Origin of the sequence: Corallococcus sicarius (assembly GCF_003611735.1) — a bacterium.
GTDB classification, from domain to species: domain Bacteria; phylum Myxococcota; class Myxococcia; order Myxococcales; family Myxococcaceae; genus Corallococcus; species Corallococcus sicarius.
In genome coordinates this window covers 14,095-39,124 of sequence record NZ_RAWG01000030.1, presented here as the reverse complement: position 1 = coordinate 39,124, position 25,030 = coordinate 14,095, and the positions used below count along the sequence as shown (strand labels likewise).

The 25,030-nt window shown below is 70.3% G+C and carries 25 protein-coding genes; 21 read left to right on the top strand and 4 right to left on the bottom strand.

The features are described 5' to 3' along the window. Positions 1-13 precede the first annotated feature (13 nt). Entirely contained in the window at positions 14-685 is a 672-nt protein-coding gene (locus D7X12_RS07050) for a DUF6875 domain-containing protein (RefSeq protein WP_120624490.1), read from the top strand. A 36-nt stretch (positions 686-721) separates the two neighbouring features. Here D7X12_RS07050 and D7X12_RS07045 read toward each other — a convergent pair whose 3' ends face one another. Both D7X12_RS07045 and D7X12_RS07040 read right to left on the bottom strand, forming a co-directional pair. Continuing rightward, positions 722-1,075 carry a DUF2019 domain-containing protein gene (locus D7X12_RS07045; RefSeq protein WP_120624489.1) on the bottom strand — a complete coding sequence of 118 codons (354 nt, stop codon included), beginning with the start codon at positions 1,073-1,075 and terminating at the stop codon, positions 722-724. Next, positions 1,075-2,541, bottom strand: coding sequence for a hypothetical protein (locus D7X12_RS07040; protein WP_147443552.1), 1,467 nt, complete (start codon positions 2,539-2,541; stop codon positions 1,075-1,077). Before D7X12_RS07040 ends, D7X12_RS07045 begins: the two co-directional genes overlap by 1 nt. 226 nt (positions 2,542-2,767) lie before the next feature. On the opposite strand from D7X12_RS07040, the gene D7X12_RS07035 reads away from it, so the two are divergent. Further along, positions 2,768-3,955 (top strand): CBM96 family carbohydrate-binding protein, encoded by a 1,188-nt coding sequence (locus tag D7X12_RS07035; protein WP_120624487.1) that lies wholly within the window; start codon positions 2,768-2,770, stop codon positions 3,953-3,955. A gap of 130 nt (positions 3,956-4,085) precedes the next feature. Then, positions 4,086-4,535 (top strand): hypothetical protein, encoded by a 450-nt coding sequence (locus D7X12_RS07030; protein ID WP_244224402.1) that lies wholly within the window; start codon positions 4,086-4,088, stop codon positions 4,533-4,535. A gap of 26 nt (positions 4,536-4,561) precedes the next feature. On the opposite strand, the gene D7X12_RS07025 is transcribed toward D7X12_RS07030, so the two are convergent. Then, positions 4,562-5,434, bottom strand: coding sequence for an alpha/beta fold hydrolase (locus D7X12_RS07025; protein ID WP_120624486.1), 873 nt, complete (start codon positions 5,432-5,434; stop codon positions 4,562-4,564). Between the two features lie 111 nt (positions 5,435-5,545). Between D7X12_RS07025 and D7X12_RS07020 the strand changes: the two genes are divergently transcribed. The 16 genes from D7X12_RS07020 to D7X12_RS06945 all read left to right on the top strand — a co-directional run bounded on the left by D7X12_RS07020 (position 5,546) and on the right by D7X12_RS06945 (position 22,497). Continuing rightward, positions 5,546-5,899, top strand: coding sequence for a hypothetical protein (locus D7X12_RS07020; RefSeq protein ID WP_120624485.1), 354 nt, complete (start codon positions 5,546-5,548; stop codon positions 5,897-5,899). Further along, positions 5,896-6,183 carry a hypothetical protein gene (locus tag D7X12_RS07015; protein ID WP_120624484.1) on the top strand — a complete coding sequence of 96 codons (288 nt, stop codon included), beginning with the start codon at positions 5,896-5,898 and terminating at the stop codon, positions 6,181-6,183. Before D7X12_RS07020 ends, D7X12_RS07015 begins: the two co-directional genes overlap by 4 nt. 283 nt (positions 6,184-6,466) lie before the next feature. Further along, a complete protein-coding gene (locus tag D7X12_RS07010; protein WP_120624483.1) occupies positions 6,467-8,635 on the top strand; it encodes a methyl-accepting chemotaxis protein in 2,169 nt (722 codons plus the stop codon). Positions 8,636-8,837: 202 nt separating this feature from the next. Continuing rightward, a complete protein-coding gene (locus D7X12_RS07005; protein WP_120624482.1) occupies positions 8,838-10,292 on the top strand; it encodes an ice-binding family protein in 1,455 nt (484 codons plus the stop codon). A 128-nt stretch (positions 10,293-10,420) separates the two neighbouring features. Further along, entirely contained in the window at positions 10,421-11,047 is a 627-nt protein-coding gene (gene trhA / locus D7X12_RS07000) for a PAQR family membrane homeostasis protein TrhA (protein ID WP_244224401.1), read from the top strand. Positions 11,048-11,133: 86 nt separating this feature from the next. Beyond that, entirely contained in the window at positions 11,134-12,042 is a 909-nt protein-coding gene (locus tag D7X12_RS06995) for a hypothetical protein (RefSeq protein ID WP_120624480.1), read from the top strand. A gap of 462 nt (positions 12,043-12,504) precedes the next feature. After that, entirely contained in the window at positions 12,505-13,749 is a 1,245-nt protein-coding gene (locus tag D7X12_RS06990) for an FAD-dependent oxidoreductase (protein WP_120624479.1), read from the top strand. Between the two features lie 127 nt (positions 13,750-13,876). Next, positions 13,877-14,641, top strand: a complete 765-nt coding sequence (locus D7X12_RS06985; RefSeq protein ID WP_120624478.1) for an SRPBCC family protein — start codon at positions 13,877-13,879, stop codon at positions 14,639-14,641. 14 nt (positions 14,642-14,655) lie between these two features. Beyond that, a complete protein-coding gene (locus D7X12_RS06980; protein ID WP_120624477.1) occupies positions 14,656-15,825 on the top strand; it encodes a zinc-dependent alcohol dehydrogenase in 1,170 nt (389 codons plus the stop codon). Between the two features lie 121 nt (positions 15,826-15,946). Continuing rightward, entirely contained in the window at positions 15,947-16,711 is a 765-nt protein-coding gene (locus tag D7X12_RS06975) for a PQQ-dependent sugar dehydrogenase (RefSeq protein ID WP_120624476.1), read from the top strand. Positions 16,712-16,825: 114 nt separating this feature from the next. Then, positions 16,826-17,401: an RNA polymerase sigma factor gene (locus D7X12_RS06970; RefSeq protein ID WP_120624475.1), complete on the top strand. Its 576-nt coding sequence runs from the start codon at positions 16,826-16,828 to the stop codon at positions 17,399-17,401. Positions 17,402-17,404: 3 nt separating this feature from the next. Beyond that, positions 17,405-18,208, top strand: a complete 804-nt coding sequence (locus tag D7X12_RS06965) for a hypothetical protein (protein WP_120624474.1) — start codon at positions 17,405-17,407, stop codon at positions 18,206-18,208. Beyond that, complete coding sequence (locus D7X12_RS44945; protein WP_120624473.1) at positions 18,205-19,851, top strand: caspase family protein; 1,647 nt, start codon at positions 18,205-18,207, stop codon at positions 19,849-19,851. Before D7X12_RS06965 ends, D7X12_RS44945 begins: the two co-directional genes overlap by 4 nt. Beyond that, a complete protein-coding gene (locus D7X12_RS06955) occupies positions 19,851-20,765 on the top strand; it encodes a carboxypeptidase-like regulatory domain-containing protein (protein ID WP_120624472.1) in 915 nt (304 codons plus the stop codon). Before D7X12_RS44945 ends, D7X12_RS06955 begins: the two co-directional genes overlap by 1 nt. 169 nt (positions 20,766-20,934) lie before the next feature. Next, positions 20,935-21,435: a hypothetical protein gene (locus D7X12_RS06950; protein ID WP_120624471.1), complete on the top strand. Its 501-nt coding sequence runs from the start codon at positions 20,935-20,937 to the stop codon at positions 21,433-21,435. A 129-nt stretch (positions 21,436-21,564) separates the two neighbouring features. After that, positions 21,565-22,497, top strand: coding sequence for a DUF4382 domain-containing protein (locus tag D7X12_RS06945; protein ID WP_244224400.1), 933 nt, complete (start codon positions 21,565-21,567; stop codon positions 22,495-22,497). A 91-nt stretch (positions 22,498-22,588) separates the two neighbouring features. Here the strand turns inward: D7X12_RS06945 and D7X12_RS06940 are convergent, their stop codons facing one another. Further along, positions 22,589-23,140 carry a YceI family protein gene (locus D7X12_RS06940; protein ID WP_120624469.1) on the bottom strand — a complete coding sequence of 184 codons (552 nt, stop codon included), beginning with the start codon at positions 23,138-23,140 and terminating at the stop codon, positions 22,589-22,591. Between the two features lie 142 nt (positions 23,141-23,282). Here D7X12_RS06940 and D7X12_RS06935 point away from each other — a divergent pair, with 142 nt between their 5' ends. Both D7X12_RS06935 and D7X12_RS06930 read left to right on the top strand, forming a co-directional pair. Continuing rightward, the gene (locus D7X12_RS06935; protein WP_120624494.1) at positions 23,283-24,188 is read left to right on the top strand and encodes a LysR family transcriptional regulator; all 906 of its coding nucleotides are present in this window, start codon (positions 23,283-23,285) and stop codon (positions 24,186-24,188) included. Positions 24,189-24,297: 109 nt separating this feature from the next. Next, positions 24,298-24,993, top strand: coding sequence for a pirin family protein (locus tag D7X12_RS06930; protein WP_120624468.1), 696 nt, complete (start codon positions 24,298-24,300; stop codon positions 24,991-24,993). The last annotated feature ends 37 nt before the right edge of the window (positions 24,994-25,030 follow it).

Genomic DNA, 25,030 nt, shown 5'->3' with positions numbered 1-25,030 from the left:
GAGGACCTTCTCCATGCGCGTGCACCCTCAAGACTCCTCTTCCTGGCTGTTCGACCTGTCCGACCTCACCGGCGCCGACGCCGACGCGGCGGCTCCTGGCACCGACGTGCACGTGGCCCGTCAGGCCGTGCACTGGGCAAAAACCTACCTCTCCGCGCCGCACCCGGAGCTGGGGAGGCCGGGGCTGGTGTGCCCCTTCGTCCCCCGCTCGCTGGACACGGCGTTGTTCTTCCCCACCGTCCGCCGGGGCGCGGACCTCACGCCCGAGGACATCGAGGCGGCGGTGCTCCGCTACCGCGAGTGGTTCCTGATGCTGGAGCCCCGAGAGGGTCGGGATGCGCAATACAAATCCATCCTCATCCTCTTCCCGGACCTGCGGCCGGAGGACTATGGGCGCCTCATCGACGCGCCCCAGGAGCGGCTCAAGCCCGTCTTCGTGGCGGAGGGATTGATGGTGGGCCAGTTCCACGGCCTGCCGCCCGCGAACCCCGGCCTGTGGAACCCGGACTTCCGGCCGCTGAAGAGCCCCGTGCCCATGCTGGTCATCCGGCACATGGTGCCCAGCGACCTGCCCTTCCTCACCGACGCGAGGCCCCTGGTGGAGTCCTACGTGTCGCGCTTCGGAGGAAAGCTGTCGGTGAAGCAGCAGGAGCTGATCACCCGGCTGCACCCGGGCCTGCTCTAACAGCGCGAAGGACGGGCAGAGCTGCCCGTGCCCCCTTCATTCTGGATCCAGGGCCCAGACGCCCTCCTCCCAGCGCTTCAAGGCTTCCTGGGCCTCGAAGGGGATGAGCCCCTTTCCTTTCGCCGCCTCTTCCAAGACGGCCCTTGCCTCAGCATGCCGGTACCGGAGCAGAAAGACCGCCGCCGCCGTCCGCACATCCATGCGTGGATGGGTAAAAAGGGTCGCCAGCGCATCACGCCCGACGTTTCCATGGGCCTTGAGCCGCTTGAATGCAGCAAAGGACTGATTCGCGTGCTTGTTTGAAGCCTTCGCATCTCCTCGCATGATTGCCTCGGTTTGCGCGGCTGAATGCAGCGCGAACTCGTCGACGAATTTCTGGAGCTTCTCCATCACCACACCCCGTTACGAATGTTGTCCATCGCCTGAAGCCCGAACGCTCGCTGAACTTCGAACGATTGGGTACTCAGCCACTGCCGGACGGTCAGCGCCTCTGACGTCGTGATCCTGTACTGGCGCGACGAATAGAATGCGCTCACGGCACCATGAAGCTCCTTTTCGAGCGGAATGATGTTCTCGGTGTTGTGGATCGCCCTTGGCCCGAAGCGCGCCACGTTCCCGTCCGTCTGCTCCACGACGTGGTGCCACTCCTTACCTTCTCCCGCCGGCCCCATCGCTCGTCTGAAGGACTTGTAGGACGAGTAGGCCTTCGGTCCGCTCGACGTCGAAGCATCCAGCGAGCCGTCACCCTGCGCGGCTTCCGAACTCGCCGCATCATCCACCCGCTGGAGGATGATGGCCGCGCCCGGCCCACTGCTCAATATCGCCGCCGCGTGTCCTACCGGGACCGCGATGCGCTCCACGGCCAGCACGCCCTCGGAAGTCAGTGACAGCATGGGCACCGTGGCCTCCGTGCTCGCCAGGGCCCTCGTCAGCGTGCGCGTCGTAGCGGAGGCCGTCCCCCAAAGCGCGATGACGTTCGTCGTCAGCCGGGCTGCTTCGCGGATCTGCTCGCCGCGCGTCATGTGCTGGAAGCGCTCCCAATACTCGGGGGAGGACCCGATGAGGGCCACGACGCCCGCCGGCAGGTTGCGCAACCCCACGAGGGTGTCCGTGGGACGGGACAGCACCTGCCCCAGCGCGTAGTACAGCTCCCGGAATGCGTCCTCCGCGCCATCCAGGGAACGATTGATGACATCCGCGTCGTCGTACACCTCGGCCAGTGGCGGTCCAGCCACGGACCTGAGTTGCGCGTCCGCGTGGCGGAAGACACCGCTCCGTCCGCTGTAGAAACGCCCCAGCTCGAATTGGGACGCGCGAAACGCCCCGTTCTTCCACTCCACGGGCGCCACCTTCTGCTGTGTCGTCCCGTCGAGCGCCCACGCGAGGTAGCCGTCCGGCCGCAGCACCGCCACCTGCTCACGCGCGAACCGTGCCACACGATTCACCAACTCCTCGCGAGAGACTTCGCCGTGCTCCAGAACCTCTCGCAGCAGGAAGCCTGCCGCCATGCGAGGTGGGAAGGTGCCCAGCGTCACGGGCTTTTCCATCAGTCGCTCCAGCACCTCGCTCGCGTCTTCAGGCGTGAAGGGATTGCGGCGAACGGGCAATGCGTCCCGTTCCTCCAGTCCGGCACGCACGAGCAACTCCTCGAAGCTGTCCTCGTTCAAGAGGTCCAACTCCTCGGAATGCACGCCTCCCGCCCGACTCCGGTGTCGCGTGTCGCTTGAAACGTCCGACAAGGAGGCCGTGCGCTGCCGGAGTGTTCGCGAGCCGCCACGTCCTGCAGGCGTCTCGACCCCCGAGCAGCCCGCGAAGAAGAGGGCCAGGTACATCACCACGACACCATTGCGAATCATCCGACCATCAAAGCACCTTCACCCTTCGACGGGCGCGGCTGCCCGCCCGCCCTCCAGGGCTCCTCCCGGCGTTCCTCCCCTGGGAACGCCAGCGCCCCTGGCGTTGCACCCCGTTGTCTCATCTGGGACCCCGCCTTCTCCTCGCGCCTGTCCGCCGCGGGCCCCACCCGGCGCCCATCACAGGCACGCGGAGTGCAACAACCCCGAGTACATCTTGGGGGTGTGTATGTCTTTGAATCGGGCGAAGAGCGCGGCGGGCCTGGGCCTGCTGCTGCTGCTGGCGGGGGCGGGCTGTGGGCCGGAGGTGGTGGAGACGGAGGACGCGGACGCGCTGGAGCTCGCGGACGAGGAGGTCGCGCCGCTGCCCGAGGGACGACAGGCCTCCGCGCTGACCCCGGGCCTGACGAACTACGCCATCGCGAACGCTGACGCCCGCGTGGACGCGACCGCGCCGGACACCAACTTCGGAGACACCACGCGCCTGCGCGCGGACGGCGCCCCCCAGGCCGAGTCCTACCTGCGCTTCGACTTCGTGGGGCTGGGCGCCCCGGTGAACAACGCGAAGCTGCGCCTGTATGCGACCACGGGCTCCCAGGGCACGCCCTGGGCGTCGCCCGTCAGCAATGACTGGGCGGAAGCCACCGTCACCTGGAACCACCGCCCTGCCCCCACGGCCCCCCCGCTGCTCACCACCCCGCTGCCCATCGAGGACGAGTCGTGGGTGGAGCTGGACGCCACGCCGGTGGTCCAGGCTGACGGCAGCTACAGCTTCGCGGTGGGCACGGCTTCGAGCGACGGCGCGACCTTCGTGTCTCGCAACAGCACCCTGGAGGCGCTGCGGCCCGTGCTCTTCGTCAACACGGAGCCCGCCAACTGCACCCCTGGCACCCTCGTGGAGAGCTACGAGGTGAACCACCCGGACCGGGTCTTCTACGTGTCCGCGTCCTCCCCGGACTCACGCCTGTCGCGCAAGACGTCGCTGTGGGTGGACTCGGACGTGGCGCGCGAGAGCTTCCTCAGCTTCCTGGTGGACCCGCGCGGACGCCACATCAAGCGCGCGGTGTTGCGGCTGCGCTCGCGCGACGACGGCACGACCCAGGGACCCGCGCTGTACAGCGTGGTGGAGGGCACCTGGGGTCCGGGCAGTCGCACCTGGAACACCCGGCCACAACTCGAAGCCTCGCCCCTGGCATCACTGGGGCCCGTGTCGCCCTTCACCACCGTGGAGTTCGACGTGACGGGCCTGGTGCGCAGCGGTCAGGGGACGCTGGGCGGCAACGGCACCGGGTTCCGGCTGGAGCTGGGGCTGCGCAGTGACTCGTCGGACGGAGTGGAGTTCTACTCGCCCTACGGCGGACCGGATGCCGTGTGGCCCAGGCTGGTGCTGTACTTCGACCGGCCCTGCCCTCCGTAAGCCTCCCCGGATGCAGGGCAGACCACCGGCCGTGCCACTGCCTTCCCCTGTCCCTGGGGTCGAGAGGCATTCGCCGGCCCCGTCTCCACCTTCCGGCTGTGAACTTCCGCCCCGGACGTGGAGACGACGCGTGAAGGTGAACCTGTTCCAGCTCTTCGCCGTGTCGGCCGTGGTGATGGGCATGGCCCAGACCCTCACCCGGGAGCGCATCTTCGCCGGGCTGCGCGAGCGGCTGGGAGGAAAGGACACCTGGCTGGGCTATCTGGCGTCCTGCCCGTACTGCGCATCGCACTACTTCGCGTTCGTGCTCGTCCCGCTCACGGGGACCTACGCCATCGACGTGACGGTGGGCGGCTGGGTGGGCGGTGTGCTGCGCTGGTTCCTGTCCTCCCTGTTGATCACCGTCATCGCGGCCTTCTTCCGGGTCGTCTTCTGGTTCGTGGACGAGACCCAGGGACTGGCGCGCCGGCGTCAGCGGACGGAGGAGGAGGAGACCGCCACCCGGCGCCTCATGCGCAAGAAGGTGGAGCAGACCCTGCCCCCGTCTCAACACACCGATCCCCCCGGCCCCTCGCACTGAGGGCAGCAGGAGGCGTGCGCCGAGCGCTACCGCTCGCCCGCTCGCGCTGGAGCCGCGGCCTGCCGGGAGGCCTCCGCGCTGTCGAGATGCTCCTTCAGGAGCGCATTGACCTCCTCCGCGAAACGCAACGTGACGCCGTGGGAGGCATTGGGGAACTCCACGTAGCGGGCGCCCGGGATTCCGGCCGCCAGCGCCTGGCCCGCGGACGGAGGCGCGATGGGGTCGTGCGTGGCGCTCACGACCAGGGTGGGCAGGCCCGCGAACTCCCGCAGGTACGGGGTCGAGTCCGCGCGCCGCATCGCCCCGAACTGCTTCATCGCCACGGGGGGCTGATCCGCCAGGTCATGGCCGAACAGATCCGCCAGTTGCTCCGCCAGCGCGTCACGGTCGGCGTGGGCCAGCTCGTCGGGCGCCAACACCATCCGGAGAAAGGCGTGGCGTCGCATGCGCCGCGTGCCCAGCTGCGTCCGAAGCCCCAGCGCGAGCATGCGCGGCGTGAGCCGGGTGGGCACCGCGCCCGACGCGAACGTGCACAACAGCGCGAGGCTCCGCACCCGCTCCTTCGCACGGTGCGCGAGCGCCAGCGCCACCAGCCCCCCCAGCGAATGCCCCATCACGTGCGCGCTCGACCAGCCCTGCGCGTCCATCAGCGCCAGCACGTCGTCCGCCATCAACTCCACCGTCAGCGCTCCGCCGAGCGGCTGGCTGGCACCGAACCCCCGGTTGTCCAGACAGAGGCAGCGGAAGTGGGACGCCAATCCCTCCACCTGGGGGCGCCACCCCGCCGCGCCAATGCCCACCCCGTGGATCATCACCACCGGAGGGCCGTCTCCCTCCACGAACCAGCTCAGCGTGCAGCCCCGGTGCGGCGTGGACTGGCGGAGGTACGAGAGAGTCAAGGGGAGCTCCTGAAGCCGGCACATGGAATGACGCGCGAGGCGAAGCGGGACGCTACTCCGGGAGCCGCCCCCCTGGCGGACCCATGTCGGATTGGGCGAGGCTCCCACTCCATGTCCATCAATTCCTTGCAACGTTCGAGACTCCTCAGCGCGGCGCTCTTCAGCGCGGGGCTCGCGCTCGGCTGGCCGTTGTTCGCGGGCGCGAAGCTCCAGGGCAATGTGTGTGATCCCCTGCTCGACAAGGCCGAGTTCTTCCGCCTCCAGCTCCTCTCCGCCACCGCGGATGGCGTGTCCCTCATCCCGGAGGGAGGCGTGGGCTCGGCGTCGGCCATGTACAGCATGAGCGCCGCGCGCCCCGAGGAGGGGATGACGGGCGAGGCCATGAAGGCCACCCTCTTCGAGGCGAAGCCCCTCCGCGGCACCGGGGAGCTCTACCGGCAGCTCGTCCTCCAGAGGCAGCCATGAAGAAGCTCGGCATCGTCCTCGCGGGCCTGCTGACGAGCGGCCTCGGCTCCGCCTTCCTCACGGCCTGCTGCCCGGATCGCCCGCCCCGCCAGGAGTTCAAGCTCCCTCCCGGGATCTACGGCATGCGGGACAACGCCAGCACTCCCGAGGGTGACACGGGGTATCGACTCACCATCTCCCAGGACGGCCGCGGCGTCGTCGAGGAGTTCAAACGCGAGGGCAGGACCTACCGGCATGAGTACCGGGTGACGAGCAAGGGAGAGAGCGACATCTCCCCGCCCTGACATCCCGCAGCGTCCGCTCGGAGCGGATCCGAGCGGAGGCGGGCTTCACCGCCGCTCACCGGCAGGCGAGCAGGCCCACCGGAGAGGGCCTTTCAGGGAGCCCAACCCTGGGAGTCACACTCCCAGGCGGTGTCACAGGATGACGCTGGCACCGCTTTCATGTTTTACGTGTTATCACCCACTGTATACAGCGCCAGCGCTGACGCGAGCCAGCAGGCAGGGCGGCGAGGCATCGAGGACCCATTTTACAGGGGCCCCCGATACGGCCGAACATCCGCCCCACATGGGTTTCTCTCGCGTCTTCGTCCCTGAGCTCCCCCGCAGGCCCCTTCGCAGCAGCAAGTCCCCGCAGGCCCGTGTCTCGCGCCTCGCGGCCCTCGGATCCGCGCTGCTCCTCGTCCTGATGTTCGCGCCGGCCGCGCATGCGCAGGGGGAAGCGGCGACGGTGCCCGCGCTCGACGGCTGGCGCTTCCGCTGGGGTGACTCGCCGGTGGGCGCCGACGGGGTGCCCACGTGGGCGAAGGAGGCGGAAGGCGCGGAGGGCTGGCAGGAGATGGTGGCGCTCAAGGAGCCGCCGGGCCGCGACGCGAACACGCTGCTGTGGATGAAGATCCCCGTGCCCGCGGGCGCGTGGCTCGAACCCGCCCTCTTCCTGGGCAATGTCGCCAACGTCTTCGAGGCGTACGTCGACGGCCGGCGCATCCACGGCAGCGGGAAGCTGGATCCCACCGGGAGGGAGACGATGGTGAACCTGGCCTGGCACCTGGTGCCGCTGCCGCCCTCGGCCGTGGGCCGGCACGTGCTCCTGCGCATCCAGGCCCATGGCCCCAACATCGGCGTCATGCGCGACGCGCGGGTGGGCTCGCGCCATGCGCTGCTCGCGCAGGCGACGCGCACGGGCCTCGCGCCCTTCGTCATGGGGACGCTGCTGCTCGCCGTGGGCCTGGTGGCCCTGGCGGCCGCCATCCACCGCCGCCAGCAGCGGCTGCTCGTCGCGCTGGGCTTCTTCGCCGTGGGCGCGGGCATGATGAACATCGGTTCGAGCTGCCTGAGCACGGCGCTCTGGAACGCGGAGTCCGCGGGGGCCCTCTTCACGATGATGGGCTCGTATTGCGTCCTGCCCAGCCTCGCGTGGTTCATCTCCGATACCGCCCCCGAAGGAACGTTGCGCTGGTTCCGCCGGGGCGCGTTGGTGGTCACCGTTCCGGCCGTCCTGCAGGCCGTGGTGCTGCTCGTGGACCTGGCAGCGGTCTGGAGCCTGCTTCCCCTCTTCATCCTCTATTCGCTCCCCGGGCTGATGGTCTGCGTCGGCGTCGCGGCCTGGCTGGCCTGGCGGGGTGACCCGGATGCCCGCATCTTCGTCACCGGGCTCGGCCTGCTCGCCGCCACCCTCGTCCTCACCACGCTCCCCGCGCTCGGCATCATGGAGGTGACGGAGAGCCAGGTGCACTGGGGCTTCCTCGCCCTCACGCTGTCGCTCGTGGGCATCGTGGCGCGCCGCTCGTCGCTGGTGGTGCGCTCGCTGGCGGAGCACGCCCAGCAGCTGGACGCGCGGCGCAAGGAGGTGCGCAACCTGGCGGAGGGCATGGGCAATGGCGCCGGGGAGCTCGCCGCCGTCGTGCAGCAGCTTCGCACCACCAGCGAGGAACAGACGATGGGCATCAGCCGCCAGGCGACGGCACTCCAGGAGCTGGAGCAGACCGTGCAGGAGATCCGCCAGGGCTCCCACGTGACGGCCGACAAGGCCCGGCTGCTCGCGGCCTCGGCGGAGCGCGCCGAGCTGGTGGGGCGCGAAGGTGGAGAGGCCATCGAGCGGACGCTGACGGACCTCGCCGCCATCCGCACCGAGGTGTCCGAGATGGCCGCGCGCATCCTCGCGCTCGATGAGCGCACCCGCGAGGTGTCCGGCATCGTCAACGACGTGAAGACGCTGGCGGACCAGTCCAACATGCTGGCCATCAACGCCGCCATCGAGGCGGTGCGCAACGGCGACAGCGGCAAGGGCTTTGGCGTGGTGGCGCGGGAGATGCGCAGCCTGGCGGACCAGTCCATCCGGGCCACCCAGCGCATCCGCGACGTGCTCGACGGCGTGAGCGCGAGCATGCGCGAGGCCGCGAAGATGAGCGAGCAGGGCGAGGCGCGCGTCCAGGTCAGCCTCAACGCGGTGCGCACCTCCGGCTCGCAGCTGCAGAAGCTCGCGGGCATCATCAGCGACACCAGCGGCAGCGTGCGGCAGATCACCGAGGCCGTGGCCCAGCAGGACACGGGCACCCATCAGATCGCCCAGGCCATCCAGGAGCTGTCCAGCCAGATGCGCGGCACGCTGAAGGTGGTGGAGGAGACGCAGACCGTCACCCGCTCCGTCCAGACCCTGGCGGAGAGCATGTCGGGCATGGCCAGCGAGGCGCTCAGGTCCGGCACGCTGGACGACCAGCGGCCCCAGGCCGCGTAGTCACGCGCGACCTGCCCGGGGGTGGCAACGGATGACAATTCGTTGCCAATCACTGGCGGCCCCTTGCCGTCAGCGATTAGAAGCCTATATTGCGTATCGACTCCTCCCCGACGAGCCTCGCACGGGGTAACGGAGTCCTCCTTACGCACCGCCCTGGACTTGAAGCGTTTCGCTTCGTCCGCGGTCACCCCCAAGAGTCCCCATGCGTTCCCTTATCGCAGGTCCCCGCCACCCGTCCGTCCGCGGGGGTCTCGCCGCGCGGCTTGGCATCCTCCTGCTGACGCTGGTCGTCTCCGCCTGTGGCGCCGAGACGGAAGAGCCCCTGCCCCTGCCGCTGACGCCGCCGGAGCTCACCTCCACGTCCCCCATGGACGGAGAGCCCAACGTGCCGCTCAACGCGACGCTGTCCGTGGGCTTCGACATGGCCATGGAGCCCTTCGGTGAGTCCACCTTCACGCTGAAGCAGGCGGAGACGCGGGTTCCCGGCACGGTGGCCCTCAGCGCCGACGGAACGAGCGCGACCTTCTCACCCTCCAGCGCCCTGGCCGCGAACACCGTCTTCACCGCCACCATCACCTCCAGCGCGAAGTCCACGGCAGGCGCCAGCTTCGCGGCGGCCCGCTCCTGGAGCTTCACCACGGGCGTCGCGGCGGACAGCAGTCCTCCCAGGGTCGGTGAGACAACGCCTTCCGCGGACGCCACCGACATGGCCATCAACCGGAAGGTCACCGTGACCTTCACCAAGGCGATGGATCCGCTCTCCATCACCTCCGCCACCTTCACCGTGCGGCAGGGCACCACGCAGGTGTCAGGCCGCGTGACGTACGGTCCGGGAACCACCGCGACGTTCACCCCTGACAGCGCGCTGGCTTCCAACACCCTCTTCACGGCCTCGGTCGGCTCCGGCATCAAGGACCTGAACGGCAACGCGCTGATGGAGCCCTTCACCTGGAGCTTCCAGACGGGCGCCACGGCGGCGAAGGGCCCCATGCCGGTGTCGCTGGGCACGGCGGGCAACTTCGCCATCCTGGCCAAGAGCGGCGTCTCCTCGGTCCCTTCCTCGACGGTGACGGGGGACATGGGCGTGAGCCCCGCCGCCGCGAGCTACTTCACGGGCTTCTCGCTGGTCGCGGATGCCACGAATGTCTTCGCGACCTCCACCCAGATTGTCGGCAAGGCGTACGCCGCCAACTCCGCGGTGCCGACGCCGTCCAACCTCACCACGGCGGTCAGCAACATGGAGGGCGCCTACAGCAACGCGGCGGGCCGCCCGACGCCTGACTTCCTCAACCTGGGCTCCGGCAACATCGGCGGCAAGACGCTCGTCCCGGGGCTCTACAAGTGGACGAGCACGGTGACCGTGCCGACGGATGTGACGCTCTCGGGCGGTCCGAACGACGTGTGGATCCTCCAGACGACGGGCGACCTGACGGTGAGCGCCGCCAGGCGCGTCACCCTGGCCGGCGGTGCGCTGGCGAAGAACGTCTTCTGGCAGGTCGCTGGCCGGACGACGGTGGGGGCCAGCGCGCACTTCGCGGGGGTGCTGCTCTGCAAGACGGACGTCACCTTGCAGACAGGCGCGACGATGAATGGCCGCATCCTGTCGCAGACGAACGTGGCCCTGCAGCAGGCCACGGTGACCCAGCCCGCCCGGTAGTAGCCTGGGCTCGCTGAAGTCCGGGGGGACAGGCGCGAACCGCCTGTCCCCCTTCTTGCGTCAGGGGTGGCCCGTTCGCTGACGGGGCCATGACCTGACAGGGGTACGAGCGGGACATGGATGAAGAGGTGAAGCCCAGACTCCGAGGCGTCTCGCACATGCTCGCGTTCGTGGCGGCGCTGGCCGCGTGCGTGCGGCTGGCGCAGGCCCCCGTCCAGGGCGCGCAGTACGTGGCCAACCTGGTGTTCTGCGGCAGCATGGTCCTGATGTTCGGCGTGAGCGGCATCTACAACGGGCTGACCTGGGGCCCGGCGGCCTACAAGCGCCTCCAGCGGTTGGACCACGCGTCCATCTACATGCTCATCGCGGGCAGCTTCACGCCCATGGCCACGCTGGACACGGCGGAGGGCTGGGGCCGGCAGCTGCTCTGGGTGATGTGGATCGCGGCCCTCACGGGCGCGACGCTCACGCTGCTCGGCGTCTCCACGTCGCGAGGGATCCGCTCCACCCTCTACTTCGCGCTGGGGCTCGTGGCGGCGCCGGTGATGCTGCGGCTGCCGGACGTCATTGGCCTGGGACGGGTCGCGTGGCTCGTCTTCGGAGGCGCCCTCTACGCGGTGGGGGCGGTGGTGTACGCGCGCCGGTGGCCGGACCCCCTCCCTACCCTCTTCGGCTTCCATGAAATCTTCCACCTGATGGTGGTCGCCGCGGCGGGCGTGCACTTCGCCGTCCTGCTGGAGCTCATGGGGCGCTAGGCACCGCCCCGGCGAGCGCGAACGGAAAGCAGCCAGGCGCCCCGGCCCGCGCCGTATGCTTGGAAACCCAAGCCCGGGAGCCCTGAGTGAAAAGCCTGTCGCGCCGGACCGCCTTCGTCGTGTCGTCCCTCCTGCTGTTGGGAGGCTGTGAGCGCCCGGCGGGGTCCACGCCCGAGGCCCCGCCGGTGAAGGCGCCTCCGGTGAAGGCGCCTCCGGTGAAGGTCCAGGCCCCGACGCCTGCCGCGGTCACGCCCGCGACGAGCAGCACCGCGCAGGAGCTGCGGGAGCGGCTGCAATGCGAGGCGCTCCTGGGGTTTCGCGGGCTGCTGGAGGCGCAGCAGGCGTACTTCGGTGAGAAGGACCGGTGGACGCAGGATCTCGCGCTGCTTCCCGCCCCTGCGGCGTGCGCGGATGGCACGCGGGTGCCCACTCCGGACGCCGGTTGGCTCGCGGGGTGTCACTTCCGCTATGCGGTCTCCGTGGCCGGCACGTTGCCCGGTGACACGACCTTCACCGTGAGCGCGGTGGGGGTGGGTGGCCAGGCCGAGGGGCTCGCGTACGCCATGACGCATGGGTCCGCGAATGACAGGCTCGTCCGCGTGTGGCCCGCCGAACTCACCCTCGACTCCTGCCATGGCGTGCGCCGCCCCGAGGGCACGCCCCTGCCGGCCCCGGTGTGCGAAGGCGCCAGCAACCTGCGGGCGTTCTTCACGAGCCAGAAGGCGTACTTCGCTGAGAAGGACCGCTACTCGGAGAAGGCCGACGACGTGGGCTTCGCACCGGAGCCCTGCCTCGATGGCACCCGTGCGCCGGTGCCCGACGCCGCGTGGACGGCCGGCTGCCACTTCATCTACCGCGCCGAGGTCTCGGGCATCCCGCCCGAGCAGACCTTCCGGCTCACCGCGCGCGGCGTGACGGGCGCCGTGGCGGGACAGGAGCTGCAGCTGGACTCCGGCAACACCTGGAGTCCCTCGGCCCCGGACTGCGGCCCCTGAGCACGGTGCCCAGGGGCACGCGAAGCCCTGGGCTACTTCTTCTTCTCTTCCTTCTTCTTCTTCTTGTCCTGCTTCTCCTTCGTCGTCAGCTTCGGCTTGTTGTCCTTCTTCGCCTTCTCTTGACCCTTGGGCACGGTGCGGCTCCTGGCGCTCGACTGCGGGGAGGCGCAGCCTAACGCGCCCTGCGACGGCGCGCAGCAAGCGTGGGCCTGCTCCGCGACGGATCAGTGAGCGCCGCGGTCGCCCGAGGCGCCTACGGGGGATCCAGGCTCCACACGCCCGCTGAGCTTCACGCGGACCCCATTCCTGTCATCCCGCGTGCACGCACCCCGGCCGGGAGGATGAGGCCATCGTGCCATTTCATGCCTGGCCCAGACGGCTTCCGCTGGGGGCTCCTGCGCGACGCGTGATGGCACGTCTAGGATGCCCGCGCCCGGCGTCCTCCGGGCCGGGGGACACACCATGGCGGACGAGACGCGCACCACGCAGTGCTGCATCGCGGGAGGAGGCCCGGCGGGGATGATGCTGGGCCTGCTGCTCGCGCGGGCCGGCGTGGACGTGACGGTCCTGGAGAAGCACGCGGACTTCCTGCGCGACTTCCGCGGCGACACCCTCCACCCGTCCACCCTGGAGCTGATGCACGAGCTGGGGTGGATGGAGGAGCTGCTCGCCCTGCCCCACCAGAAGGCCCCCATGCTGCGGTTCCAGAGCGGCTCCCACGACGTCGTCATCGGCGACTTCACCCACCTGCCCACGCACGCGCGCTACATCGCGTTCATGCCGCAGTGGGACCTGCTCGACTTCCTCGCGCGCAAGGCCTCCGCGTACCCCGGCTTCCACCTGCGCCGGTGCGCGGAGGTCACCGACGTGCTGCGCGAACAGGGCCAGGTCGTCGGCCTCCAGGCCCGCACACCCGAGGGCACGCTCCAGGTGCGCGCCTCGCTGGTGGTGGCGGCGGACGGCCGCACGTCCATCGTGCGACAGCGCTCCGGCCTCGCAGTGGAGGAGCTGGGCGCCCCCATGGACGTGCTCTGGTTCCGCGTGACGCGCAAGCCCGGGGACCCCGTGGACCCCATGGGCCGCTTCGAGGGCGGGCAGATCTTCATCCTCATCAACCGGGGCGACCAATGGCAGTGCGGCCGGGTCATCGCCAAGGGCGCCTTCGAGCCCCTGCACCAGCGAGGCCTCGCCTCCTTCCGCGATGACTTCGCGCGGCTCGCGCCGTTCCTCGCGGACCGGGCCGCGGAGATCGCAACCTGGGACGACGTGAAGCTGCTCACCGTGCGCGTGGACCGCCTGCGCACCTGGTACCAGCCCGGACTGCTCTGCATCGGAGACGCGGCCCATGCGATGTCGCCCGTGGCCGGCGTGGGCATCAACCTCGCGGTGCAGGACGCCGTGGCCGCCGCGAACCTGCTCGCGGCGCCGCTGCTCGAAGGACGCGTGACGCCCGGACACCTGCGCCAGGTCCAGCAGCGCCGGGAGTGGCCCACGCGCTTCACCCAGCGGGCCCAGGTCCTCATCCAGGACCGCGTGCTGAGCCCCGCGCTGCGAACCCCCGCGAACGGCACCGGCCTGCCCATGCCCCTGTGGCTCATGCAGCACGTCCCCGCCTTGCGACGCATTCCCGCGCGCCTCATCGGCCTGGGCGTCCGGCCTGAGCACGTGCGGACGACCGCCGCGCCAGCCATGCCCCCCTCACACTGAGGCAGGGCGAGCAGCCAGGCCCCCCGTCCTGTCGTGGGGTCCAGTTGTCCGGTGACCCCGCTCCCCAAAGCTTCGCAGGGAAAGTCCTGACGGACGCGCCCTGGAGCGCGCCTGAACGGGAGGACCCATGCGGATGTCACGAACCGAGGCCCTGCGGGACTTCGACCTTCAGGAAGCGCCCTCCCAGGAGGCTCCCCCTTCGGGAAGATGGAGCCAGGCCGCTTCGGCGCTGCTCGCCGGGACGCTCGTGTCCCTGGGGCTCAGGCGGCGCTCCCTGGGCGGCACGGTGGTGGCCCTGGCCAGCGGTGCCCTGCTCTACAAAGGCATCCAGTCGCGGCGGCACACCCCGCCCCTGCCGGCCAGAGCGAGGGGCCACGCGCCACCGTCCGACGAAGCCTCACGCGCACACGCCACCGAGGTGGAGCGCACCCTGACGGTGGGCCGACCGGCGGAGGTGCTGTACCGCCTGTGGCGCGAGCCCGACACGCTGGGCCGCATCATGGGGCACTTCGCGGACGTCAAATCCATGAGCGCGGATGACTGGCATTGGAAGCTCCACGGCCCGCTGGGACGCGAGCTGGAGTGGGACTCGCGCGTCGTCGAGGAGCGCGCGCCGGAGTTCCTCCGCTGGGAGGCCGCGGCGAACAGCACGCTGGCGAGCCAGGGCTGGGTGCGCTTCCGGCCCGCCCCCGGGAACTGGGGCACGGAGGTGACGCTGCACCTGTCCTTCTCACCGCCGGGGGGCGCGTTCGCCGAGGCCGTCATGAAGCGCCTGCGCGGCATCCCCGCCCTGCAGACGGTGAAGGCGCTGCGCCGGTTCAAGAGCCTGGCGGAGACCGGAGAGATTCCCACGCTGCACCACAACCCCACCGCTCGCGCGAGCGCGGACTAGAGGAGGACAAGCCCATGCGAGCCCTGTGCTGGAATGGAGTGAATGACCTGCGCGTGGAGACCGTGCCGGATCCGGAGATCGTCAACCCGCACGACGTCATCCTGCGCGTCACCCTGTCGACCACGTGCGGCTCGGATTTGCACTTCATCGACGGGTACCTCCCGACGATGAAGGCGGGCGACATCATCGGCCATGAGTTCATGGGCGTGGTCGAGGACGTGGGACGCGACGTGAAGAAGGTGAAGAAGGGGGACCGCGTGGTGGTCCCCTCGTTCATCGTCTGCGGCAACTGCTGGTATTGCGAACACAACCTCTACTCGCTGTGTGACAACACCAACCCCAAGCCCGAATACCAGCAGGTGGCGTTCGGCCAACCCACCGCCGGCATCTACGGCTACACGCACGCCTTCGGTGGCTACGCGGGCGCCCACGCGCAGTACGTCCGGGTGCCCTACGCCGACAACGACTGCTTCCTCGTGCCGGAGGGCCTGCGCGACGAGCAGGTCATCTTCCTCTCCGACGCGGCGCCCACGGGCTACATGGGCGCGGAGTTCTGCGACATCCAACCGGGCGCCACCATCGCCGTGTGGGGCGCGGGCGGCGTGGGGATGATGGCCACCCGCAGCGCCTACCTGATGGGCGCGGAGCGGGTCATCGTCGTGGACCGCTTCCCGGAGCGCCTGGCCATGGCACGGAAGTTCGTCGGCGCGGAGACCGTGGACTACAGCCAGGTGGAGAGCGTGGTGGACACCCTGCGCGAGATGACGGGCGGCCGGGGGCCGGATGCGTGCATCGACGCGGTGGGCATGGAGGCCCATGGCACCGGACCGGGCCATGCCTATGATCGCGCGAAGCAGGCGCTGCACCTGCACTCGGACCGCGGGCAGGCCCTTCGCGAGGCCATCCTCTCCTGCCGCAAGGGCGGCACGCTGTCCGTGCTGGGCGTGTACGGCCTGATGGACAAGTTCCCCCTGGGCGCCATCATCAACAAGGGGCTCACGCTGCGCACCGCGCAGCAGCACGGGCAGAAGTACGTGCCGCGCCTGCTGGAGCACGTGGTGAAGGGCGAATTGGATCCGTCCTTCCTCGCCACGCACCGCTTCCCGCTGGAGGACTCGCCCAGGGGCTATGAGATCTTCAAGAAGAAGGAGGATGGCTGCGTGCGGGCTGTCTTCACGGCCTGAGCGGGCCCATGTCCTGCGCTGAGCCAGCCGCCGGCCGCGCTTCCCACAACTCAACACCCGGGCGCGCGGTCCGGCAGCCTGCCATCGCCTGGGAGGGAGGGGTGTCCGTAGAAAACCAGGCATGACCGTGCTCCCCCGACTCTCGCTCTGCGTGACGGCCGCGCTGCTCCTGGCGGACTGCGCGCACCGCTCCACCCCGCCGCCGGAGCCCTCCCACGCACTCCCCGCGCCGGACCCCGGCTTCAAGGTCAAGCGCTACAGCTCGGTCGTCGGGTGGCCCGAGGGCAAGCGGCCCCTGGCCCCGGAGGGCTTCGAGGTGACGCGCTTCGCCAGCGGCCTGCGCAACCCGGTGGGCATGGGCTGGGCGCCGGGCACACGCGTGCTGTGGACGGTCGTGAACGAGCGCGACGACCTGGGCGAGGACCTGGTGCCGGACTACCTCACCCACGTGGAGGACGGCGGCTTCTACGGCTGGCCCTTCGCCTACTTCGGCGCGAACGAGGATCCCCGCTTGGCGGGCCAGCGGCCGGACCTGGTGAAGCAGACGCTCGTGCCGGACGTGGCGCTGGGCGCGCACACCGCGTCGCTCGGGCTGGCGTTCTACGAGGCGCAGGCCTTCCCGAAGCGGTTCCAGGGCGGTGCGTTCATCGGGCAGCACGGCTCGTGGAACCGCTCGGAGCTGTCCGGCTACAAGGTCGTCTTCGTCCCCTTCGCGAACGGCCGGCCTTCCGGACCGCCGGAGGACTTCCTCACGGGGTTCATCGCGGACGCGGCCCAGGCCCAGGTGTACGGCCGGCCCGTCGGCATCACGCTGCTGCCCGACGGCGCGCTGCTGGTCGCGGACGACGCCAGCAACACCCTGTGGAAGGTGTCCGCGAAGCCCTGACCGTCAGCACGGCTCCCCCCGCCGCCCGGGTGGTGAATCCTCCCACCCGGTCCGCCGTGCGAGGAAGAATCCAGACCTGTGGCCGATTCGCTCAGGGGGAGGTCTTCCAGGCAGGTGGGTGAAACAAACGCAGTCACGGACCAGGTACGGCGTGCGACGCAGGGGGAGTCGTCCGCCTTCAGCGAGCTGTACCGGAGCACGCGGCCCATGGTGGCGCGGCTGGTCGCGGGTTTCGGCACATTGGATGCCGATGAGGTGGAGGACGTGCTGCAGGAGTCCTACGTCCGGGCCTTTCGGGGGCTTCCCCGGCTGAAGGAGGCCAGCGCCTTCACCCCGTGGCTGCTGACCATTGCGCGCAACCGTGCTCGTACGCGGCTGGAGCGCCGCAACGCCCTGCAGCGGATGGAAGAGGACCTGGCGGATCCGGAGCCGGAGACGGTCCCGGCGCTGCCGTCCGCGCTCCAGGTGGAGCGCGACATCGCGGTGGTGCGGCAACTCATCGCCGAGCTGCCCGAAGGCGAGGAGAAGAAGACCGTGCAGCTTTTCTACATCGAGGGGCAGCTCACGGCGCGGGAGATCGCCGAGCAGCTCGGCGTGGGCAAGAGCACGGTCACCATGCGGTTGGACCGGTTTCGTGGGCGCATCAAGCGGGAGCTCCTCCAACGGGTGCTCGCCGGACGGTGGGAATGACTTATGAGACACCTGGATACCGCCGTGATGCGCGACCTCGCGGACCGCGAGCCCGAAGCCGTCGCCTGGTTCCGTGAGCACCTGGCCTCGCCCTGCGAGGCCTGTGAGACCTTCCTCGCCACGCACACGGATCCGCTCGACGGGCGGGTGGATGCCCTCCTGCTCCAGCTCGCTCCCGCGGACGCGGCGGCCGAAGAGGACACCGCCCCTGTCATCCCCCTGCGCCGTCCTGCCCCGCCCCGGCGCTTCGCCGCGCCCCCGGCCCGGTACTGGGGCTGGATGGCGGGAGCGCTCGCGGCCTCCGTGGTGATGGTGGTGATGGTCCCCCTCGTGAAGGGCCCGGGCGCCACCCGGGACCTGTCCCCGGAGAACCTGAAGGGTTCAGGCCGCATCTCGCTGGAGCTGGCCGTCGTGGCCCGGGGCGTGGACGGCGGGCTGCGCCGGCTGGACCCGGGCGCCACGGTCTCCAAGGACGAGGTGCTGCTCGTGCGCTACCACGCCACCGAGTCCGGCACCGCGCTGCTCTACCAGCAGCGGGAGAACCAGCCGCCGGAGCTCCTGGGGCACTTCCCCCTGGAGGCCGGGACGCACGACCTGGCGGGGCCGGAGGGCCTGGCGGGCGTGAGCCTGGAGACGGACGAGGGCCCGCTCGCCCTGGTGCTGGTCGCCTTCGCGGCCTGGGAGCCGGCCACGGAGGCGGACGCGCTCGCGGCCCTGGGGACGGATGAAGCTTCGGACTCGCGCCCGGGGACGGTGTCCCGGTTCGACGTGCGCGTCCAGACAGGTCAGACTTCGCGCCAACCGTGACGCGACTCCTCTTCCTCCTGCTCGCTGCCCTCACCGCCTGCGCGGGCCCATCCGCCACGTCCGGTGACAAGGGCGGCCTCGTGCCGCTCCGGCTCGCGGAATCCGACCTGTCGCGCGCCTACACGCCCCGGCGGCTCGCGCTGCTCGTGGGCGTGTCCGCGTTTGACGACCCCCGGTGGCGCGACCTGCGCTTCTCCGCCAAGGACGCCATCGACCTGGGGGCCGTGCTGAAGGACCCCACGCGCGGCCACTTCGACCAGGTGCGCGTGCTCACGCGCCCGGAGGAGACGACGAAGGAGGCCATCCTCGCGGCCCTGCGGCAGCTGCGGCGCGAGGCCACCCGGCCCGACGACGTGGTGGTGGTGTACCTGTCCGCGCACGGCACGCTCGCGCGCGATGTCCGGGGCGAACTGACGCGCTACCTGGTCACCCGGGACGCGTCCTACCGCGACATCCCCCAGACGGCGCTCTCCATGGACGCGCTGAAGCTGGAGTTCGAACAGCTGCCCAGCCGGCGGCGGCTGCTGGTGCTGGCCACGTGCCACAGCGGCAGCGGCAAGTCGCTGCTGCCCCGCGAGCTGGAGGCGGAGCTGGCCGGCATCAAGTCCGGCTTCTACGCGCGCCCGCTGGAGGAGTCCTCCCGGGCCTCCATGGTGTTCGCCGCGAGCGACTGGGGCGAGACGGCGCGCGAGGACGACAGCCTTCGCAACGACATCTACACGCACTTCCTCGTGGAGGGGCTGGGCGGCGCCGCGGACCGCAACGGCGACGGCGCGGTGACGGCCACGGAGGCGCATGACTTCTCGCGCCGCCGCACCTTCGCCTTCACCGAGGGCCGGCAGCGGCCGTCGGCGGAGATCCTGGAGGTGGGCGCGGATCCGGTCATCCTCGCGGGCCGCATCGACCGGGCGGGCCAGCCGGAGATGTTCTCCTACAACCCGCGCCTGGACGGCTTCACGCTCAAGGTGGACGGCGAGCCGCGCCTGGAATTGCCGGGCGGCACCGCGGTGGGCCCGGGCAGGCGCACCGTGGAGCTCACCAAGGGCGACACCGTCCTCGTGCGGCGTGACGTCAACGTGATGCAGGGCCAGCGCCTGCCGCTGGAGCAGCTGCTGTCGGAGGCCATTCCCCGGCGCTCGCTGTCGCTCGTGGGCGGCATGGTGTCCTTCGCGGACGCCCAGAGCCGGCGCGACGTGCTGCCCGCGGCGCCCCAGGTGGGGGTGGTGCTCCGGCTGGAGGACGTCCCGCTCGAAAACCTGGGCCTGATGGTGGACGTGGGCTTCGGCCGGGGCAACCGCACGCTCCAGGTGGCCCCCGGCAGCGAGGTGCCCTTCGGCTACACGGCGCTCACGCTGGGTGTGGCGGCGCCGTACCTGTGGCGTTGGGAGCGGCTGACGCTTTTCGCCGGGCCGCGTGTGGCCGCGCTGTACCTGCGCAGGTCTTTTGACGTGGAGGCCTTCTCCGGAGGCCAGCGTTACTTCACCGTGAGTCCCGGCGTGGTGGCCGGGCTGGCGGTGCGCCTGGGCGAGCGGTTGGAGCTGACGGCCCAGTCGCAGCTCCTGCTGACGTACGTGGTGGTGGACTCCCGGGGACAGGCGGTGGGTTTCCTCGGCGGCCACGCCGGCGTGGGGTACCGCTTCTGATGCGCCATTCCATTTCGCGCCTCCCTCTGACGCTGCTCGCGCTGGGGCTCGCCGCCTGCGGCAGCCTGGACAACGCGCCGTTCCAGGCGGGCACCGTGCACGGGCGGCTGACGCAGTTCGACCCCGCCGTGGCCGTGGTGTCCGTGATGGGCGCGCCCGACGTGCGCGCCACCGTGGACGCGGACGGGCGCTTCACGCTGCACGACGTGCCCGCCGGCCCCGCGGAGCTGTTCATCGTGGCCGCGGCGGACAAGGCCGCGCGCGTGCCGCTCACGGTGCAGGGCGGTCAGTCCGTGGAGGTGGCGGACGTGGAGCCCGGCCCCGCCAGCACCCTCTCCGTGAAGGTGCGCGCCCGGGGCAACCTGAAGATCAAGCAGGGGCAGGCGTCCGTGGACGACACGCCCCTCGCGGACCTGCCGCTCGACGACGACGGCAACCGGCGCGTGGGCCCCCTGCCGGACGGCTGCTACACGCTGAGCATCTCCGCGCCGGACTTTCCCAAGCGCTCCCTCCTGGACTGCGTGGGCGGAGGCCAGCAGAAGCTGCTGAAGGTGGAGCTGCTGCCGGACGAGGCCTACGCGGGCAAGGGCTGCGCGCAGACGGGCTGCGCGAACGACAGCGTGTGCGCGCCGAACGGCAAGTGCGTGGAGTGCCTGGATGACAGCGCGTGCGGCTCGCCGCTCGTCTGCCGCGGCTTCCGCTGCGAAGGGCCGGGCCCGCAGTGCGCCTCCTGCAACGGCAACTGGCAGTGCGCCGAGGACACGCGTTGCGAGGACGTGCCCGGCGACGAGATGGCGTGCGTGGCGAAGTGCGGCAGTGGCAGGCCCCCGTGCGACATGGGCTTCACGTGTCAGCAGGAGCGCTGCCTTCCGGATCCCGCACACACCACCACCTGTCAGGCCTACCGCCAGTAGGGTGCCACGTACGTGGACGCCCGGTGCGTCCCGCCGTGAGCTGAGCGTGTCAGCCCGGAAAGTCGCTTCAGGGCCGTGGCCGTTCGCTCCCCAACCAGGTCTTTCTCCAGGGGGCGCCTCCGCTCGGACCGGGGAGGTGAAGGCGGTTCCACTCACCTGGAGGATTCCCATGCGAAACCTGTCGGCTTCTTCGTCCGCGCTGAAGATGGCGTTGTGCGCACTGTTGTTCGTTGGCTGCGGTAGCTCCAGCGAGTCCGACACGCTGCTCGGCACGGACGGCGACAACCTGGGCAGCGCGGAGGCGGAAGCCCCCGCCACGGACGAAGGCGAAGGCCCGGGCGGCGCGCTGCGCGCCACCATCTGCCACATCCCGCCCGGCAACCCCGCCAACGCGCACACCCTCGTGGTGGGCCTGCCCGCGGTGCAGGCACACCTGCGCCATGGCGACACCGTGGGCGCCTGCGAAGGCGAGACGCCCACCGACGGCGGAGTGGGCAGTGGGGACGCCGGCACGGTGGATGCCGGCACGGTGGATGCTGGCACGGGCGGCGCGGTGGATGCCGGCCCCGCGTGCTTCCCCGAGGGCGCCGCGTGCGACGCCGAAGAGGGGGCTCCCTGCTGCAATGGCCTCACGTGCCAGGAAGGCGGTTGCTGGCCGGTCATCGGCTGAAGCAATCCCTTTCATCCCGCCGTGGCCGGTACAGACCCCGGCGGGTCTTCTGTCTGTTCAATACCAGCCGGGCGCCTGACCAGGCCCCGGCGCATCCCCCGAGCCCATTCCATGACCTCCCTTCGTCGCTTGTCCTCTTCCCTCCTGCTGGCCACGGGGCTGCTGTGCCTCGCCGCCTGTGGCAATGACTCCACCGGCCGCGTGACGGTGAAGCTGACCGACGCTCCTGGCGACACGTTCGAGAAGGCCGTCGTCACCATCTCGAAGGTCTACCTGAAGGGCAGCGTCGACGGTGAGGAGGGCGCCGAGGGCAAGGGCGAGGTCGTCCTGCGCAGCGAGCCCATCACCACCGACCTGCTCACGCTGGCCAACGACGCGGCGGACCTGGTGAAGGACGTCGAGGTTCCGACCGGCAACTACCGCGAGCTGCGCTTCGTCATCACCGGCGGCTACGTGCAGGTGAAGGAGGACGGCGGCAGCCGCATCTACTCCACCTCCGCCAACTACGAGGGCCTGCCCCCGGGCACCCAGGTGGACGGCGAGTTGCACATGCCGAGCGCCGCCAGCTCCGGCCTCAAGGTGAAGTTCGACAAGGACGCGGACGTCTCCGTCACCAGCGACGGGGGCCAGAAGGTCATCCTGGTGGACTTCGACGTGTCCCAGAGCTTCGGCCGCGCCGCGGGTGGCTCCGGCCGTTGGGTGATGGGCCCGGTCATCAAGGGCGCGGACCTGGAGTTCTCCGGCAACGTGGAAGTGACGCTCCGGCTGGGCGCGGGCGTGCAGTTGCCCGTCATCGGTGATGCGCAGGTGCAGCTGAGCCACTTCACCGCCGTCCTCGTCAACGCCGACGGCGGCCGCGAGCCGATGGCCTTCACCGCCGGCGCCAACGGCGTCTACGTGGCGGACTTCAAGTACCTGCTGCCCGGCACCTACTCGGTGGACCTGGTCGGCCCCGCGGGCGTGAGCTTCACGAGCGAGCCCGGCCACCCGACGACGGCCACCGTGGGCTCCGGCGCGGAAGCGTCCGTGGCCTTCACGCTGACCGCCGCCTCCGAGCTGTAACCCTCCAAGCAGTCGCAGCCGCAGTCCCGGAAGGACCTCCACGGCGAGTGGAGGTCCTTCTTCATTTGCAGCGGGTGGAGCGTGGCCAGGCTCAAGCCGCCTGCTCTCCTGCCGGGGCCCGGGCCGCCTGCACCTCGAGGGTGATTTCAATCTTCTCCCCCACGAGCACGCCGCCCGCCTCCAGCGCCTGGTTCCACGTGAGCCCGAAGTCGCGGCGGTCCACGGAGGTCTTCGCCTCGAACGCGGCCTTCAGGTTGCCCCAGGGGTCCTTGCCGACGCCCAGCGCCTCCGCCTCCAGCACCACCTCGCGGGTGATGTCGCGGATGGTCAGCTTGCCCGTCACGCGCAGGCCCGTGCCGGAGCCCTTCTCCACCTTCGTGCTCTCGAAGGTGATGGCGGGGAACTTCTCCACGTCGAAGAAGTCCGGCGAGCGCAGGTGGTTGTCGCGCTGGGAGACGCCCGTGTTGATGCTCGCCGTGTCGATGCGGACGGAGACCGCGGACGCGGCGAGGTTCTCATCGTCCAGGGTCAGCGTCCCGCTGAACTGCTGGAAGCTGCCGCGCACCTTCGCGATGACCATGTGGCGGACGTTGAAGTGGATGCCCGTGTGGGTCGTGTCGATGTTCCAGAGGTTCGTGGCCATGGTCGTCTTCCCTGTCGTGAGTGGTGGGCGTTGCTGTGTTCCGACGAAGAGCAAGGTAGCGGTGCGGGGGCGTCCGGATTAGATGGGACGAACAGGATGAACTGTTCCACTCCTGGGACAGTCCTTGCGCTCCGGGACGGCCATGGACCTCAACGAACTCCTCGTCTTCGCCCGCGTGGTGCAGGCCGGCAGCTTCACGGCGGCGGCGCGCGCGCTGCGGATGCCCAAGTCCACGGTGAGCCGCAAGGTGTCCGAACTGGAGGAGCGCGTGGGCGCGCAGCTCTTGCAGCGCACGACGCGCAAGCTGCACCTGACGGAGGTCGGGCGGGCGTACTACGCGCACTGTGAGCGCATCGTCCAGGAGGCGGAGGCCGCGGAGCAGGAAGTGACGCGCATGCAGGCCGGTCCGCACGGGCTGCTGCGCGTGACGACGCCGCTGTCCGTCCCCTTCCTCGCGCCGCTGGTGGCCGGGTTCCTGGAGCGGTATCCGGACGTCCAGGTGGAGCTGCTGTGCACGGACCGCGCGGTGGACCTGGTGGAGGAAGGCATGGACCTGGCCGTGCGCGCGGGGAAGCTGCCGGACTCGTCGCTGATGGCGCGCAGGCTGGGGGACATCGAGCGCGTCGTGGTGGCCTCGCCGGACTACCTCGAAGCCAAGGGCGCGCCCCGCACGCCCGCCGACCTGGCGAAGCACGACTGCCTGCTCTTCGGCACCGCGCTGGAGGGCAACGTCTGGACGCTGCACGCCGGGGGGCGGTCCGTGGAGGTGACGGTGTCTGGCCGGCTGGTGGTGAACGAGCCGGACATGCTGCACGCGGTGACGGTGGCGGGCTCAGGGGTCGCATTGCTGCCCGGCCTGCACTGCGTGGAGGACCTGGACAGCGGGCGCCTGCAGCGCGTGCTGCCGGACTGGAGTTCCGCGGGGGCGCCCGTGCACGCCGTCTACCCGCCCACCCGGCACCACGTGCCCAAGGTGATGGCCTTCGTGGAGCACCTGCGCGAGCACTGGCCCGTGCGCCAGGAGCCGCTCAAGCGCGCGAAGCGCTGAGGCTGGCGTCGCGTTGCGTCCCATGGGTGGAACAATGCGTCCCGACTTCCGTGTCTGGCCAAGGGGGCTTCGGACTCGCATTGTGTTGGGAGAAAGGAAGCACCCCATCATGATGAACGTTCGACCCTCTGAAGCCCGCGGACATGCCAACCACGGCTGGCTCGACTCCCACCACACCTTCTCCTTCGCGAGCTACTTCGACCCGGACCACATGGGCTTCCGCGCCCTGCGCGTCATCAACGAGGACCGCGTCACGTCCGGCGAGGGCTTCGACACGCACCCGCACCGGGACATGGAGATCATCACCTACCCGCTCAGCGGCGCCATCGCGCACCGGGACAGCACCGGAGGCAACGGCCTGCTGCGCGCCGGAGAGGTGCAGCGCATGACGGCCGGCACCGGCGTGATGCACAGCGAGATGAACGGCTCCAACGAGGACGTGCACTTCCTGCAGATCTGGATCATCCCCGACAAGAAGGGGCTGAAGCCCGAGTATGAGCAGAAGCTCTTTCCGGAGCAGGAGCGGCAGGGACGCTGGCGCGTGGTCGCAAGCCCCGACGCCCGCGACGGCAGCCTCACCGTGCACCAGGACGTGCTGCTGTCCAGCACGCTGCTGAGCCCGGGCGAGAAGGCCGAGTACACGCTGCCCAAGGGCCGTCACGCCTGGGTCCAGCTGGCGCGCGGCGCCGGCACGCTCAACGGCGTGGCGCTCAAGGCCGGTGACGGCGTCGCCGTGTCGGACGAGTCGAGCCTCGTGCTCGTCGCCACCGAGCCGGTGGAGGCGCTGCTGTTCGACCTGGCATGAGCCGGGACGCGAAAGAGGCCCCCGGGTGGAAACACCC